The sequence below is a fragment of the Mesorhizobium sp. M0571 genome (genome assembly GCF_040320985.1).
Lineage (GTDB): Bacteria > Pseudomonadota > Alphaproteobacteria > Rhizobiales > Rhizobiaceae > Mesorhizobium.
This window is the reverse complement of sequence record NZ_JAMYQT010000006.1, coordinates 67,972-80,015: the sequence shown is the minus strand read 5'-3', so window position 1 is coordinate 80,015 and position 12,044 is coordinate 67,972. Positions and strand designations below refer to the sequence as shown.

Genomic DNA, 12,044 nt, shown 5'->3' with positions numbered 1-12,044 from the left:
AGCGCCATTTCGAGCCCGCACTCGGCATTTAAAAAAAACATCGGCCGTGTAGGACTGTCACCGTCTCATTCGTCCTGTGGTTCGCAAAGGCAAACCAAACGCAAAGAGGAGCACGACATGAATGACCAGCCGCAGACCCAGCCCGCCGCCAAAGTTCTTGGCGGATTGACTCCCTACCTTCAGCTGGACGGCGCTTTCAAAGCCGCCGAATTTTACCAAAAGGCCTTCGGTGCCGAGCAGGTCTTTGCCTATCCGCCGGACGAACAGGGCCGCACCATGCATATCCATCTCCACATCAACGGCTCGACGCTGATGCTTTCCGATTTCTATCCCGAGCACGGAATGGCCGCTGTGAAGCCGCAGGGCTACACAATGCAGCTCCATCTCGGCAGCGACGACATCGACGACTGGTGGAAACGGGCCGTCGAGGCAGGCTGCAAGGTCGCCATGCCGCTGCAAGTGATGTTCTGGGGCGACCGCTGGGGCCAGCTGACTGACCCCTTCGGCGTGGAATGGGCGATGAACGCGCCGGTGAAGAAAGCCTGACCTTTCGCGAATGGCGAGGCGCCCTCACCGGCCGATGCCGGTGAGGCATCTCTTCGAAAAATCTCCCAGGAGGAGTCCCCCATGTCCTATGTCGATGGTTTCGTACTCGCCGTGCCGAAGGCAAAGCTCGATGCCTACAAGAAGCTGGCGGGAACCGCCGGCGCCGTCTGGAAGGAGCACGGTGCGCTTGCCTATGTCGAATGTGTCGGCGATGACGTGCCCTATGGCGAGATCACCTCGTTCCCGCGCGCCGTGCAGGCCAAGGACGACGAGATCGTCGTGTTCTCATGGATCGTCTATGAATCTCGGCAGAGCCGCGACGCGGTGATGGCCAAGGTGATGGCCGACCCGCGTCTCAAGCCGGACTGGTCGACGATGCCGTTCGACGGCAAGCGCATGATCTTCGGCGGCTTTCAGCCGTTCATGGAGCTTTAGGCGCAGCGGCGCTTTAAGCCAGCCTGTCGAGCAGCGGCTTCAGCCGGTCGCCATAGCGCTTCCACAGATCGACCGAGCCCTGGTACATCGGCTGGCGCACCTGCGCGGCGGACGCCGTGCGCACCGGCCGGTCGGTCTGGTGGAACGACAGCACGGCGTCGTCCCACGGCAGGCCGAGATGGGCAATCAGCGCCCGCGACTGGCCTTCCTGGTCGGCGACGAAATCCTCGTAGTGAACGTCGTGCACGACGCCCGGCAGCACGGTGTGCCAATGCGCCATGATGTCGGTGTAGAGATTGTGGAAATCGGCGAGTTCGTCGAGATCGTAGCCGTAGCGGTGGCTGTCGCCGCGGAAGTGCACCTTGTAGATCGACAGGCAGGTCGCCGCCGCATCGCGCGCGCAATGGATGACCTTGGCCTTCGGCAGCATCAAATGGATGAAGCCGACCAAGAGGAAATTGCCGGGCATCTTGTCGGTGACGTGCCGGAAACCCGGATAGCGGGCGTGTAGCATGTCAAGGTAGGCTTGGCCGGCCTCGGCATAGGCCTTGTCGAGCATGTCGGCGATGCCCCAGGGAAAGCCGCCCTTTATGCTGAGCGGAAACTGCTTGCCGACCGCCGTCTTCAATATGCTGAGCTCGCCGGCGCCATAGACCTGCGGATGGCTGGCGATGATCTGCTCGACCAGCGTGGTGCCGGAACGCGGCATGCCGACAACGAAGATCGGCGTGTCGTCGGCGATCCCGCTCGGCCGGTGCTTTTCAAAAAAGGCCCTGTCGAACACCGCCTTCATCGCCTCGAACTCGCCGCGCGTCTTGCCGGCGTCGTAGTCGATGCCCTGGCGGCGGATCGCGTTGCCTTCGGCGAAATAGTCGAAAGCGCGGCCATAATCCCTGAGGTCGTCATTGGCCTTGCCGAGGCCGAAGGAAAGCTGCATGCGCGCCAGGCTGCCTTGCGGCGCCTTGGCGTGCTCCGCCTCCATGCGGGCAAGCTCGGCGTCGCGCTCCTTCTGGCGCTTGACCTGGGTGAGCATCAGCCAGGCCCTGGCCAAGCCGGGATCCACCGCCAGCGCCTGCCTGAAAAGATCCGCAGCCTCGTCGAGACTGCCCTTCTCCATCAGCCCGACGCCTAGGCCGTGCAAAAGATCGGCATCCTTCGGCCGTATCGTCAGCGCCTCGCGGAAGGCGGCGAGCGCGTCATCCAGCCGGCCCGCCTCCTGCAGCGTTTCGGCAAGCCCGATGCGGGCGCGGACATGGAACGGGTTGCGGCCAATCGTGCCGCGATAAATATCCTCGGCGCCTTCGAACTGGCCGAGCTGCTTCAGCGCCGAGCCGAGATTGTCGCGCGCCGCCAGCTGGTCCGGCCGAATTGCCACCACTTTGCGGAAGAGATCGGCGGCGGCCGCGACCCGGCCGAGGTCGCGCAGCACGGTGCCTAGATTGTTGAGGAAATCCGGATTGTTCGGCTGCAGACGCACCGATTGTTCGATCAGCGCCAGCCCCTCGGCGCTGCGCCCGGTCTGGTGCAGCAAAAGCCCGAGAAAATGCGCCGCCGCGGCATGGTTTGCCTTTTGCGCCAGCACCTGCCGGTAAAGCGTCTCGGCTTCCTGCCGGCGTCCTGCCTGGTGCAGCTGCAGCGCCTGCTGCACGTACTGGTCGAGCCCCAGGGGCGGCTGCCCGCCTGAGCCGTAACGTGCGCCTGCCGGTTGTCTTGGATTTCTGTTGATGGGAAACCTGCCGTGTTGTCTGCCTGCCGCGATCTAGGCCATCGCTGCGGCGCGTGCAAGAGCAGGCGGCGGTCGCTACGAAGCGAATCCCCCGGACCGGCGGCCTAGCGGAAGTCGGCCGGCGTCAGCACATACACGGTCTTGCGGCCATACGAGTAGGCCTTGCGCGCAGCATCGTGGATCGACGAACGCTGCGCATCGAAAGCGCTGAGATATTCGGCTTCGGTTCCGCTTGCAGCCGGGCTTGCAGCCGAAAGTGCCGCAACCTCGACGAAGAACGGGACTTCGGCCATGCCGTCATGGCCCACGAAACGAATGCGCTTAGCCGCCGCGTCATAGGAGCGGCTGGGATTGGGGAAATTCAGTGTCATCGCCGCGCGTCAAATCAGGCGGTTGCTTTCGGCAAGCTGGCGCGCCCGCCGCGCCGTGCCGTCTGTGTCGGCAATCCTTCGCCTTGCCGCCTCGTCGCTTCTTATCGTGAGGCGCGGCGACATGACCTTTGTCGGCTTGACGACAGGATTGACAACAACTGTCGGGACATCCGGTGTTCTTGCGGAATTCATGACTCTATTCCCTTCATACCTAAATAAACACAAATGCCGGAGGAATTCTTCCGGAACTTCTTCAAACAATTTTTGGTGCCCCGGGGGGATCGTATCATCGTTTCGCAAATAACCATAGAAGAGTAATTTTACGCTGGTAGGGGCAAGAAGCCGGAATCTTCTTGAATACGCCGCATTTTCAGACTATTGGTATGGAACCGTTTTTGGGCCATACTTGGCCCCTCGCGGCGTCAGGGGTTCTCGGCCCGCCAAACTCATTCCAGATCGCCGACACCCGGTACCGCAATCCAGGCCCCGTTTTCGGGGCCAGGCCGGAAAGAACTTCAAGGCACAAGAATGTCTGCCCGCACCACTCATTCCATCGCGCATTTCGCGGCACCTTTCGTGCTTGGCGGGCTGGATGGCGTGCAGCCGGCCGGCGACTATGACATCGACCACGACGAGGAACTGATCGACGGCATGTCGTGGCTTGCCTGGCGCCGCGTCGCCACTTTCATCCATCTGCCGGCAAGGACGGTGAAAAGCCCGACCAGCCAGCTTGTCGCCGTCGACCACGCCGAACTCGAAGCAGCGCTTCGGCACGACCAGGAGAATGTCACATGATCCGCTTCCAGCAGAGTGCGCGGCGCACGGACACGCCGGCGCATATCTTCACCGTCGGCCAGACCGTCCGCATGAAGAGCCGCATCGGCCTTGCCCAAAAGACCGCAGAGCTGTTCCAGATCAAGAGCCGGCTGCCGGTCAAGGACGGCTCGCCGCAATATCGCATTCGTAGCGAGCAGGAGACGTATGAGCGGGTCACCACGGAAGACAATCTCGAACCGGTCGACAACCCGGCCGGCTGACCGATAGCAACATCCACATTACCACCCACGCACGACGGATCAGAAATGGCCAAGGGTCAACAGCGCAGCAACCGCGAGACACGCAAGCCCAAGAAGGACAAGGTGGCTGCAAAGCCGGCCTCGCCCTTCGGCTCAGCGGTCAAGCAGGCGGAGACCGGTATGAAACCCAAGTCCAAGGGCTAGGGTTCGATCGCACGACAATCTGCTGGAGGCGTGCTTGAACTTCATAATCGAGTTCTACCGCTCGCGCGATGCCGACGAAGCGACACTCGATCGAGTGTCGCTGGAGGCGCCGAACCTGCGCGCCGCCCTGCAAGGCGCCGCCACGCTGCTTCACACGCTGATGATGCCGCAGATCCCCGATCGCCTGCGCATCTCCAACGAGGACGGCGCCGAGCTCTACGCCGGCCCCGCCGATGGTGCCTATCCGGCCGAACTGTGAGGCCGGTGCGCTAGCACGGCCCGTCATCGACGACGCGATAATCCGCCGCGCGGGCCTCGCATTCATTGGGGAATGTGCGCAGTTCGCCATGGCGACGGGCACAGACCGGGCGGTATTCGCGGGTGCAGAATGTCTGCTCCTCGCCGCCGCCACCACCGCCACGGCACTCCCCTTCACGGATGATGCGGTATCCGGCCCGTTCAGCAAGGCAGGCATTGGCGAAGGTCTGGCGGTCGCCGCCGCGTCGGGCGCAGACCGGGTCATATTGCTTGGTGCAGAATTGCGGCTCCGGCCTTGGCGGGCGCGGCCCCGGCCCCTCATCGACCACGACGGTGCAGGCCGCAAGAATTGCCGACAGGAACAAGATGGAAAAACCCTGCCGCGAGAAGATTGCCGCAAGAAACCGCATGAATATTTCCTCCCTCGAAACTCCCGCCCCCGCATAAATCGCGCCTGCGTCGGCCGATCTTCGTCAATCTCGCCATTCTGCTGCCGAATGCAACCCCGTTTGCAGCCTGGCGGCATGCAAACCAGGGCGGCCTGCCGGCGCAAACCCAAAAACGGCACAGGCCTCGCTTGCTGGACCATGCCTGGGTGGCTTCTGGCCGATGACCGCGCGAAGAACCGGAACTATCGGTGCGATGCGTCGGGATGTGCCCATTTGGGCGGCCCGCGGCTCTATCTTGCAAGCATCACGTTTCCGTGCGATAAATTTTGTGTTCGGGCATTTGCGACCCGGAGAGCGGAACGTTTTGGACGACCTTTCCCCGATACTGTGAATCTCTGACAGCCCCGTTTTCGGCGGGGGGTTTTACCATGCGCCAATGCATGACTGCCGAAGCAACCACCGGGACTTGCCCACGGCGCCAGGCGGCGGGCGGAACCACCAAGACTGACACGGGTGAAGGAGTTTCCCCAATGGCCCAGACCGGCACCGTTAAATTCTTCAACGCTACCAAAGGCTTCGGCTTCATCACGCCCGATGGCGGCGCCAAGGATGTGTTCGTCCACATCTCGGCGATCGAGGCTTCCGGGCTGCGCACGCTCGTCGACGGTCAGAAGGTCACCTTCGATGTCGAGCCCGACCGTATGGGCAAGGGTCCGAAAGCGGTCAATCTCCGCGCCGCCTGATCCACGGCGTGCCGCGCGTCCTTCCGGGGTGTGAGGATGCTGCAAGGCTTTGGAGTGAATTTGAATTTTATAAAGGCGCGGCGGTTTTCGTCGCGCCTTTTGTGTTCTGGGATGCTTGCAGGCGCCCGCAAAACTTTCTCTTGCCGATAGCACTAAAATAAAGGACAAATTTCCGTCCGGGCATTTGCCGGCCCGAGACTGGACTTGTGGGATCAAAGGAGCTTCCCATGCCGCAGACCGGCACCGTCAAATTCTTCAATCATGCCAAGGGCTTCGGCTTCATCACGCCGGACGACGGGGCAAAGGATGTCTTCGTCCATATTTCGGCCGTGCAGGCGTCGGGTCTTTCCGGTCTTGAGGATGGGCAGAAAGTGACATTCGACACCGAGCCGGACAAGCGCGGCAAGGGTCCGAAAGCCGTCAACCTGTCGATCGGCTGAACCAGTCCTGGACAGAATGGACGCAGGCCGTTTGGCCTGCGGTTTTCGCCGCACGCGTCGAACCGCCAGTCAACTTTCGTTCAGCCCCCGTTCAGCCACGGTCCCATATTAATCTTCGCTAAAGCCGGACCGCATCCCCCCGAAACGACCCGGGCCGGCACGAAGGAGACCGACATGAACCGGATTTTCAAGACTGCCATCCTGTCCGCCGCGGTCGTTGCGACCACGCTTGCGACCTTGCCTGCGGCCAGTGCCGACGAATGGCGCCATCACCGCCGTCACCACGGCAACGGCGACGCCGTTGCGGCCGGCGTCCTCGGGCTTGCGGCCGGTGCCCTCATCGGCGGTGCGCTCGCCAGCCCGCAGCCCCGCTATTACGACCCGGCCTATGATGATGAATACTACCGGCCTGCCCCGGTCCGCCGTTACTACATGCAACCGCGAGTGGCCTATGCCGAAAGCTATGCGGAGCCGTGGACCCGTGGCTGGTACGAATACTGCTCGGACCGCTACCGAACCTTCAACGCCCGCACCGGCACGTTCACCGGCTATGACGGGGAACAGCATTTCTGCACCGCCAATTAACTGAGACAGTTTCCCGTCTGGAAAAGCGCGGTCGCACAGGCCGCGTTTTTTTGTTTCCGGCAAGCGGTTTCAGAGCAGGAACGGATTGCTCCGCCGCTCGTCGCCAAAGCGGCCGCCGGGACCATGGCCGCAGATGAAGCCGATGTCGTCGCCCAACGGCAAAAGCTTCTCCTTGATCGAGGCGATCAGCGCGGCGTGGTCGCCGCCCGGCAGGTCGGTGCGGCCGACCGAGCCGCGGAACAGCACGTCGCCGACATGGGCGAACTTCGCGGCCCGATTATAGTAGACGACGTGGCCGGGCGCGTGGCCCGGACAATGGAACACCTCAAACACATGTGAGCCAAACGAAACGGTCTCGCCTTCGGCAAGAAACCGGTCGGGGACACAGTTGCGCACGGGATCGGTGATGCCGTAGCGCTTCGCCTGGGCCTCAAGATTGGCGAGCAGCGGCCGGTCGGCGGCATGCGGGCCGATGATCTCGATGCCGAGTGCCTCCTTCAGCTCCATGGCGCCGCCGGCATGGTCGATATGGCCATGCGTGATCCAGATCGCCTCGGCAGTGATCGCATTGTCCTTGAGCGCCGCCAGCACCTTGTCGATGTCGCCGCCCGGATCGACGACGACGCCGCTCTTGTCGTCCATGTCGAAGAGGATGGTGCAGTTCTGCTGGAACGGCGTGACCGGCACGATGCTGGCGTTGAGCTTGCCCATATTTGTCCTTTCACTCTGTCGGAGCGCTGTGCGTCCCCTCGGACGCACCAGGAATGCTCTAACCTTGCATCAGGCCTGATGTAGAGACACACGCGAACGGCGTCCACCACCCTCACAAACGGCAGAAGACAAACGACAAAAATCAAAACGGCACAAAAGAAATGGGCGGCCGAAGCCGCCCATTTGGAAAACCTGAAACGTCGAAACTTATTTCTTCATCGCGTTCATGACCGCACCGATGATGCCGGTCAAGATAGCGCCGCCACCGGCACCGCCAATGATGTTTGGAATATTCAACGCGCTGCCGGCCCCTGCCGCCGTAGCGGCTGCTGACGGATCGACCGCGCCACCACCCAGCAGACTGTTGAGAATAGCCGCACCGCCGACACCGCCAACGGCGCCGCCCAGGATTTTGGGAAGCTGACCTATCGCCGCCGTTTTGAGCGCCGCGCCCACCGCCTGACCACCGATGACACCCGTAATCACCTGAATAATGATCGGAAGAAGCGTGTTCATGTCCATATTTCCAGTCCCTCCATAGCTGCCAGCCTCCCGGGCCGACGCCATCATGAGACGCCGAATTGCATGAAAGTCAAATGCAGAAGTGCTTAAATAAAAGGGGCGGCCTGAAAACCGCCCCTACTAGTTAAAAAAGCTGTGACTTTCGTTATTCTGCGGCGATCGCATGCTTGGGCTGAACGGCCGCAGAATAGTCATTCATCAGCGTCTTGGCGATCTCACCGACCTCGAATCGGTACGGACCGATCTCCGAAACCGGCGTCACCTCGGCCGCCGTCCCGGTGAGGAAGCACTGCTGGAAGCCTTCAAGCTCTTCCGGCATGATGGCGCGCTCGATCACCTCCAAACCGCGGTCCATGGCAAGGCCGATGACCGTGCGGCGGGTGATGCCGTCGAGGAAGCAATCGGGTTTGGGCGTGTGGATCCTGCCGTCTTTTACGAAGAAGATGTTGGCGCCTGTCGCTTCCGCCACCTGGCCACGCCAGTCGAGCATCATGGCGTCGGCATAGCCCTTGGCCTCGGCGGCATGCTTGGACATGGTGCAGATCATGTAGAGGCCGGCCGCCTTCGATTTCGACGGTGCGGTGCGCGGATCGGGGCGGCGCCATTCGGCCATGTCGAGGCGGATGCCCTTCAGCTTCTGCGCCGGGTCGAAATAGCTCGGCCACTGCCAGATGGCGATGGCGCAGTTGATCCGGCTGTTCTGCGCCGAAACGCCCATCTGTTCGCTGCCGCGCCACGCGATCGGCCGGACATAGGCGTCCTGGAGACCTTGCTTCTTCAACAGCGTGCGGCAGGCGTCGTCGATCTCGGCGACCGAATAGGGTATCTTGAAGCCAAGCAGGCGCGCCGATTCATGCAGGCGCTCCGTGTGGTCGGTCAGCTTGAAAATCTCGCCGCCATAGGCGCGCTCGCCCTCGAATACCGCGCTGGCGTAGTGCAGTCCGTGGGTCAAGACGTGGATCTTGGCGTCGACCCATTTGACGAATTGGCCGTTCATCCAGATAAAGCCGTCCAGTTGGTCGAAGGGAACGGATGCCATGGTAACCTCCCGCGGGCGGCAGCCCGCACATCATTGTGTCGTTACGTGTTTCGTCTCGGCCGCTCCGGGCGGCCATTGTCTCAAAGCGTAGGCGGATATTTAAGGTCTGGCAAACTCAGGAAGTTCCGGAAAAAAGGGGTTCGCTTGCCTTTTCGTTCGCAATCCGCCGAAAAGCTTGCCAAAAATTACCATCGCGCGGAAAATACGTCAATAGTGCTGACATAATTTCCTGCTTCACACGGAGAAAAGATGACGAGCCACGCAGCCGCAGAGCCGATCAGGACGGCGATCACCGACGAGGACGGCATCGATTTCGCCATCATCGAGTTGTTCTTCTTCGCCTATCGCGACTTTACCTCCGATCCGGACCAGATCCTGGCCGACTATGGTTTTGGCCGTGCCCATCACCGGGTGCTGCATTTCGTCAATCGCAGGCCCGGCCTGACGGTCGCCGAACTCCTCGACGTGCTCAAGATCACCAAGCAGAGCCTGGCGCGCGTGCTCAAGCAATTGATCGACACCGACCATATCGTGCAATTGCAGGGCCCGCGCGACCGCCGTCAGCGCGAACTCTACCCGACCGCCAAGGGCCGTGCCCTGGCGCTGGCGCTGGCGCGGCCACAGTCGCGCCGCATCCATGCTGCATTGGAAGATTCCGGAGCCACCGAACGCGCCGTTATCGAACGGTTCCTGGAAGCGATGGTCAATCCGGAACTAAGGGCGCAGATCGACATTGTGCCCGCAAAGATGTCAGGGAAAAGCCATGGAGACCATTGAGAGGGTTGATCATCCGACAGCGCCGGAAGACGATGCGCCGCATCTGCTGGTGGTCGATGACGACACCCGTATCCGCAATCTTCTGAAACAATATCTGACCGAAAACGGTTTTCGCGTCACCGTCGCCGGAAATTCCGGCGAGGCGCGGCGCAAGCTCGCCGGCCTCGATTTCGATCTGATCGTGCTCGACGTCATGATGCCGGGTGAAAGCGGCGTCGACCTCACCAAGGCGCTGCGGGCGGAGAAAAACGTCCCAATCCTGATGCTCACCGCGCTATCCGAAACCGACAGCCGGATCACCGGGCTCGAGGCCGGCGCCGACGACTATCTGCCAAAACCGTTCGACCCGCGCGAGCTGATCCTGCGCATCAACAATATCCTGCGCCGCGGCGGCCCCGTGACGACGCCCAAGGTCGAACAGCTGGTCTTCGGCCCCTATACCTTCCAGATTGCCAGGCGTGAGCTGAAGCGCGGCGGCGAGGCGCTCAAGCTGACGGACCGCGAGCAGGAGATCCTGGCGATCTTCGCTGCGCGTGCCGGCGAGACGATACCGAGACATGAGCTTGTCGGCGACGAGTCCGAGGTAGGCGAGCGCACGATCGACGTCCAGATCAACCGGCTGCGCCGCAAGATCGAACGCGATCCATCCAATCCGGTCTGGCTGCAGACCGTGCGCGGTATTGGGTATCGGCTCAGCGTGGAATAGAATGCCGCCGACAGCGGTCATTTGGCGGGCCGCGGGTGAGCAAAAAGACGAATGGCGACCACGCAACTCGAACGGCCGGGAGATGGCGGCTTCAGCGCTCGCACGACGCGGGCGCTGAAGGCCGTGCCGCGCGCCTGGAACCGATTCTGGCGCCTGGTTTCGCTTTACATGCCGAAGCGGCTCTATGCTCGCTCGCTGATCATCGTCATCGCGCCGATGATCATGCTGCAGTCGGTCGTCGCCTTTGTCTTCATGGAACGCCATTGGCAGACCGTGACGCAGCGCCTGTCGCAGGCCACGGTGCGCGACATCGCCGCGATCATCGACCTGATAGAGACCTATCCGCACGACGCCGACTACGCCAACGTCATCCGTATCGCCCAGGATCGCATGCAGCTGAAGGTCGACCTCTTGCCGCCCGACCCGCTGCCGCCACCCGGGCCAAAGCCGTTCTTCTCGATCCTCGACGAGATCCTTTCGTCCGAGATCACCCGCCAGATCAACCGTCCATTCTGGATCGATACGGTCGGCAATTCCAATATCGTCGAGGTCCGCGTCCAGCTCGAAAACAAGGTGCTGCGGGTCTTTGTGCGCCGCAGCCAGGCCTATGCGTCGAACACCCATATTTTCCTGATCTGGATGGTCGGCACCTCGTTGGTGCTGCTGATGATCGCCATTCCCTTCCTGCGCAACCAGATCCGGCCGATTCTGACGCTGGCCGAGGCGGCCGAGAGCTTCGGCAAAGGCCGGCCGATGCCGCGCGATTTTCGCCCGCGCGGCGCCGAGGAAGTCCGCCGCGCCGGCTTTGCCTTCATCCAGATGCGCGAACGCATCGAACGCCAGCTCGAGCAGCGCACCGCCATGCTGAGCGGCGTCAGCCACGATCTGAGGACCATCCTCACCCGCTTCAAGCTGCAATTGGCGCTGGCCGGGACCAAGGCGGCCGACACCCAGGCACTCGACCAGGACATCGACGACATGCAGTCGATGCTGGAAGGCTATCTTGCCTTTGCACGCGGCGAAGCATCGGAAGACGCCGGTCGGTTCGATCTCGAGGCCTTCTTCGACAAGCTTCGGGAGGAAGCCGCGCTGCGCAAGCGCAAGCTGTCGACCGTGCTTGCCGGCGATCCGCATGTGCATGTTCGCCCCAATGCCTTTGCCCGGCTGCTGTCCAACGTCGTCGGCAATGCATTCCGCTACGCCAAGACGGTGGAGATCAACGCCAATCATGGCCGTGGCTCACTGCTCGTCACCATCGACGATGATGGTCCGGGCATTCCGCCCGAAAAGCGGGAGGAGGTGTTCAAGCCTTTCGTGCGGTTGGACGAGGCCCGCAACCTCGACGCCAGCGGCACCGGCCTTGGCCTTTCCATCGCACGTGACATTGCCCGCAGCCATGGCGGCGACATCGTCCTGGAACGCAGCCCGCTCGGCGGCCTGCGGGCGGTGATCAAGGTCCCGGCTTGACGGGAGGGAGGCCCGACCTTCATCCGCCCGTCATGAAACCATGGTGAAGAGCGCCAATGAAGCGCGCGATCCTGATCGATTCGGCCCTGCGGCCTCATTTCGACCCCGC

At 62.2% G+C, this 12,044-nt stretch carries 19 protein-coding genes; 12 read left to right on the top strand and 7 right to left on the bottom strand.

Translation table 11 applies throughout. The annotated features are described in order from the left end of the window. The first annotated feature begins 117 nt into the window (after nt 1-117). Nucleotides 118-546 (top strand): VOC family protein, encoded by a 429-nt coding sequence (locus NKI85_RS09875; protein WP_352523208.1) that lies wholly within the window; start codon nt 118-120, stop codon nt 544-546. An 81-nt stretch (nt 547-627) separates the two neighbouring features. Then, entirely contained in the window at nt 628-981 is a 354-nt protein-coding gene (locus NKI85_RS09870; RefSeq protein ID WP_352523207.1) for a DUF1428 domain-containing protein, read from the top strand. 13 nt (nt 982-994) lie between these two features. On the opposite strand, the gene NKI85_RS09865 is transcribed toward NKI85_RS09870, so the two are convergent. The 3 genes from NKI85_RS09865 to NKI85_RS09855 form a co-directional block, all read right to left on the bottom strand. Next, a complete protein-coding gene (locus tag NKI85_RS09865) occupies nt 995-2,629 on the bottom strand; it encodes a tetratricopeptide repeat-containing sulfotransferase family protein (RefSeq protein WP_352776676.1) in 1,635 nt (544 codons plus the stop codon). Between the two features lie 182 nt (nt 2,630-2,811). Further along, nucleotides 2,812-3,078, bottom strand: coding sequence for a DUF1488 family protein (locus NKI85_RS09860; protein ID WP_352523204.1), 267 nt, complete (start codon nt 3,076-3,078; stop codon nt 2,812-2,814). Between the two features lie 9 nt (nt 3,079-3,087). Beyond that, nucleotides 3,088-3,270, bottom strand: coding sequence for a hypothetical protein (locus tag NKI85_RS09855; RefSeq protein WP_352523202.1), 183 nt, complete (start codon nt 3,268-3,270; stop codon nt 3,088-3,090). Nucleotides 3,271-3,606: 336 nt separating this feature from the next. Between NKI85_RS09855 and NKI85_RS09850 the strand changes: the two genes are divergently transcribed. From NKI85_RS09850 to NKI85_RS09835, 4 genes are read left to right on the top strand one after another with little or no spacing between them, the layout of a single operon-like run. After that, nucleotides 3,607-3,873, top strand: coding sequence for a hypothetical protein (locus NKI85_RS09850; RefSeq protein WP_352523201.1), 267 nt, complete (start codon nt 3,607-3,609; stop codon nt 3,871-3,873). Next, a complete protein-coding gene (locus NKI85_RS09845; protein WP_352523199.1) occupies nt 3,870-4,115 on the top strand; it encodes a hypothetical protein in 246 nt (81 codons plus the stop codon). Before NKI85_RS09850 ends, NKI85_RS09845 begins: the two co-directional genes overlap by 4 nt. A gap of 45 nt (nt 4,116-4,160) precedes the next feature. Then, nucleotides 4,161-4,298: a hypothetical protein gene (locus NKI85_RS09840; protein WP_352523197.1), complete on the top strand. Its 138-nt coding sequence runs from the start codon at nt 4,161-4,163 to the stop codon at nt 4,296-4,298. A 34-nt stretch (nt 4,299-4,332) separates the two neighbouring features. Further along, entirely contained in the window at nt 4,333-4,557 is a 225-nt protein-coding gene (locus NKI85_RS09835) for a hypothetical protein (RefSeq protein ID WP_352523196.1), read from the top strand. Nucleotides 4,558-4,567: 10 nt separating this feature from the next. Here NKI85_RS09835 and NKI85_RS09830 read toward each other — a convergent pair whose 3' ends face one another. Continuing rightward, nucleotides 4,568-4,966 (bottom strand): Kazal-type serine protease inhibitor family protein, encoded by a 399-nt coding sequence (locus NKI85_RS09830; RefSeq protein ID WP_352523195.1) that lies wholly within the window; start codon nt 4,964-4,966, stop codon nt 4,568-4,570. A gap of 509 nt (nt 4,967-5,475) precedes the next feature. Here NKI85_RS09830 and NKI85_RS09825 point away from each other — a divergent pair. The 3 genes from NKI85_RS09825 to NKI85_RS09815 all read left to right on the top strand — a co-directional run bounded on the left by NKI85_RS09825 (nt 5,476) and on the right by NKI85_RS09815 (nt 6,713). Then, complete coding sequence (locus NKI85_RS09825) at nt 5,476-5,688, top strand: cold-shock protein (protein ID WP_006202520.1); 213 nt, start codon at nt 5,476-5,478, stop codon at nt 5,686-5,688. Nucleotides 5,689-5,915: 227 nt separating this feature from the next. After that, a complete protein-coding gene (locus tag NKI85_RS09820) occupies nt 5,916-6,128 on the top strand; it encodes a cold-shock protein (protein ID WP_292418807.1) in 213 nt (70 codons plus the stop codon). Nucleotides 6,129-6,302: 174 nt separating this feature from the next. Then, nucleotides 6,303-6,713, top strand: coding sequence for a BA14K family protein (locus tag NKI85_RS09815; protein ID WP_352523193.1), 411 nt, complete (start codon nt 6,303-6,305; stop codon nt 6,711-6,713). Between the two features lie 69 nt (nt 6,714-6,782). Here the strand turns inward: NKI85_RS09815 and NKI85_RS09810 are convergent, their stop codons facing one another. The 3 genes from NKI85_RS09810 to NKI85_RS09800 all read right to left on the bottom strand — a co-directional run bounded on the left by NKI85_RS09810 (nt 6,783) and on the right by NKI85_RS09800 (nt 8,985). Then, complete coding sequence (locus NKI85_RS09810) at nt 6,783-7,424, bottom strand: MBL fold metallo-hydrolase (protein WP_352523191.1); 642 nt, start codon at nt 7,422-7,424, stop codon at nt 6,783-6,785. A gap of 207 nt (nt 7,425-7,631) precedes the next feature. Next, complete coding sequence (locus NKI85_RS09805) at nt 7,632-7,946, bottom strand: hypothetical protein (protein WP_352523189.1); 315 nt, start codon at nt 7,944-7,946, stop codon at nt 7,632-7,634. A gap of 145 nt (nt 7,947-8,091) precedes the next feature. After that, nucleotides 8,092-8,985: a branched-chain amino acid aminotransferase gene (locus tag NKI85_RS09800; RefSeq protein ID WP_352523188.1), complete on the bottom strand. Its 894-nt coding sequence runs from the start codon at nt 8,983-8,985 to the stop codon at nt 8,092-8,094. A gap of 249 nt (nt 8,986-9,234) precedes the next feature. Here NKI85_RS09800 and NKI85_RS09795 point away from each other — a divergent pair, with 249 nt between their 5' ends. From NKI85_RS09795 to NKI85_RS09785, 3 genes are read left to right on the top strand one after another with little or no spacing between them, the layout of a single operon-like run. Continuing rightward, entirely contained in the window at nt 9,235-9,762 is a 528-nt protein-coding gene (locus NKI85_RS09795) for a MarR family winged helix-turn-helix transcriptional regulator (protein ID WP_023719182.1), read from the top strand. Continuing rightward, on the top strand, nt 9,749-10,468 hold the full coding sequence (locus tag NKI85_RS09790) for a response regulator (RefSeq protein ID WP_352523187.1): 720 nt from the start codon (nt 9,749-9,751) through the stop codon (nt 10,466-10,468). Before NKI85_RS09795 ends, NKI85_RS09790 begins: the two co-directional genes overlap by 14 nt. A 51-nt stretch (nt 10,469-10,519) precedes the next feature. Next, nucleotides 10,520-11,935, top strand: a complete 1,416-nt coding sequence (locus NKI85_RS09785; RefSeq protein ID WP_352523186.1) for an ATP-binding protein — start codon at nt 10,520-10,522, stop codon at nt 11,933-11,935. Nucleotides 11,936-12,044 lie beyond the last annotated feature (109 nt).

What these genes read in the sequence shown, in the direction of transcription:
- NKI85_RS09810 (WP_352523191.1), bottom strand. Translation starts at nt 7,424, where the DNA reads ATGGGCAAGCTCAACGCCAGCATCGTGCCGGTCACGCCGTTCCAGCAG.
- NKI85_RS09875 (WP_352523208.1), top strand. Translation starts at nt 118, where the DNA reads ATGAATGACCAGCCGCAGACCCAGCCCGCCGCCAAAGTTCTTGGCGGA.
- NKI85_RS09800 (WP_352523188.1), bottom strand. Translation starts at nt 8,985, where the DNA reads ATGGCATCCGTTCCCTTCGACCAACTGGACGGCTTTATCTGGATGAAC.
- NKI85_RS09850 (WP_352523201.1), top strand. Translation starts at nt 3,607, where the DNA reads ATGTCTGCCCGCACCACTCATTCCATCGCGCATTTCGCGGCACCTTTC.
- NKI85_RS09845 (WP_352523199.1), top strand. Translation starts at nt 3,870, where the DNA reads ATGATCCGCTTCCAGCAGAGTGCGCGGCGCACGGACACGCCGGCGCAT.
- NKI85_RS09825 (WP_006202520.1), top strand. Translation starts at nt 5,476, where the DNA reads ATGGCCCAGACCGGCACCGTTAAATTCTTCAACGCTACCAAAGGCTTC.
- NKI85_RS09870 (WP_352523207.1), top strand. Translation starts at nt 628, where the DNA reads ATGTCCTATGTCGATGGTTTCGTACTCGCCGTGCCGAAGGCAAAGCTC.
- NKI85_RS09820 (WP_292418807.1), top strand. Translation starts at nt 5,916, where the DNA reads ATGCCGCAGACCGGCACCGTCAAATTCTTCAATCATGCCAAGGGCTTC.
- NKI85_RS09840 (WP_352523197.1), top strand. Translation starts at nt 4,161, where the DNA reads ATGGCCAAGGGTCAACAGCGCAGCAACCGCGAGACACGCAAGCCCAAG.
- NKI85_RS09830 (WP_352523195.1), bottom strand. Translation starts at nt 4,966, where the DNA reads ATGCGGTTTCTTGCGGCAATCTTCTCGCGGCAGGGTTTTTCCATCTTG.
- NKI85_RS09815 (WP_352523193.1), top strand. Translation starts at nt 6,303, where the DNA reads ATGAACCGGATTTTCAAGACTGCCATCCTGTCCGCCGCGGTCGTTGCG.
- NKI85_RS09795 (WP_023719182.1), top strand. Translation starts at nt 9,235, where the DNA reads ATGACGAGCCACGCAGCCGCAGAGCCGATCAGGACGGCGATCACCGAC.
- NKI85_RS09790 (WP_352523187.1), top strand. Translation starts at nt 9,749, where the DNA reads ATGGAGACCATTGAGAGGGTTGATCATCCGACAGCGCCGGAAGACGAT.
- NKI85_RS09855 (WP_352523202.1), bottom strand. Translation starts at nt 3,270, where the DNA reads ATGAATTCCGCAAGAACACCGGATGTCCCGACAGTTGTTGTCAATCCT.
- NKI85_RS09805 (WP_352523189.1), bottom strand. Translation starts at nt 7,946, where the DNA reads ATGGACATGAACACGCTTCTTCCGATCATTATTCAGGTGATTACGGGT.
- NKI85_RS09785 (WP_352523186.1), top strand. Translation starts at nt 10,520, where the DNA reads ATGGCGACCACGCAACTCGAACGGCCGGGAGATGGCGGCTTCAGCGCT.
- NKI85_RS09860 (WP_352523204.1), bottom strand. Translation starts at nt 3,078, where the DNA reads ATGACACTGAATTTCCCCAATCCCAGCCGCTCCTATGACGCGGCGGCT.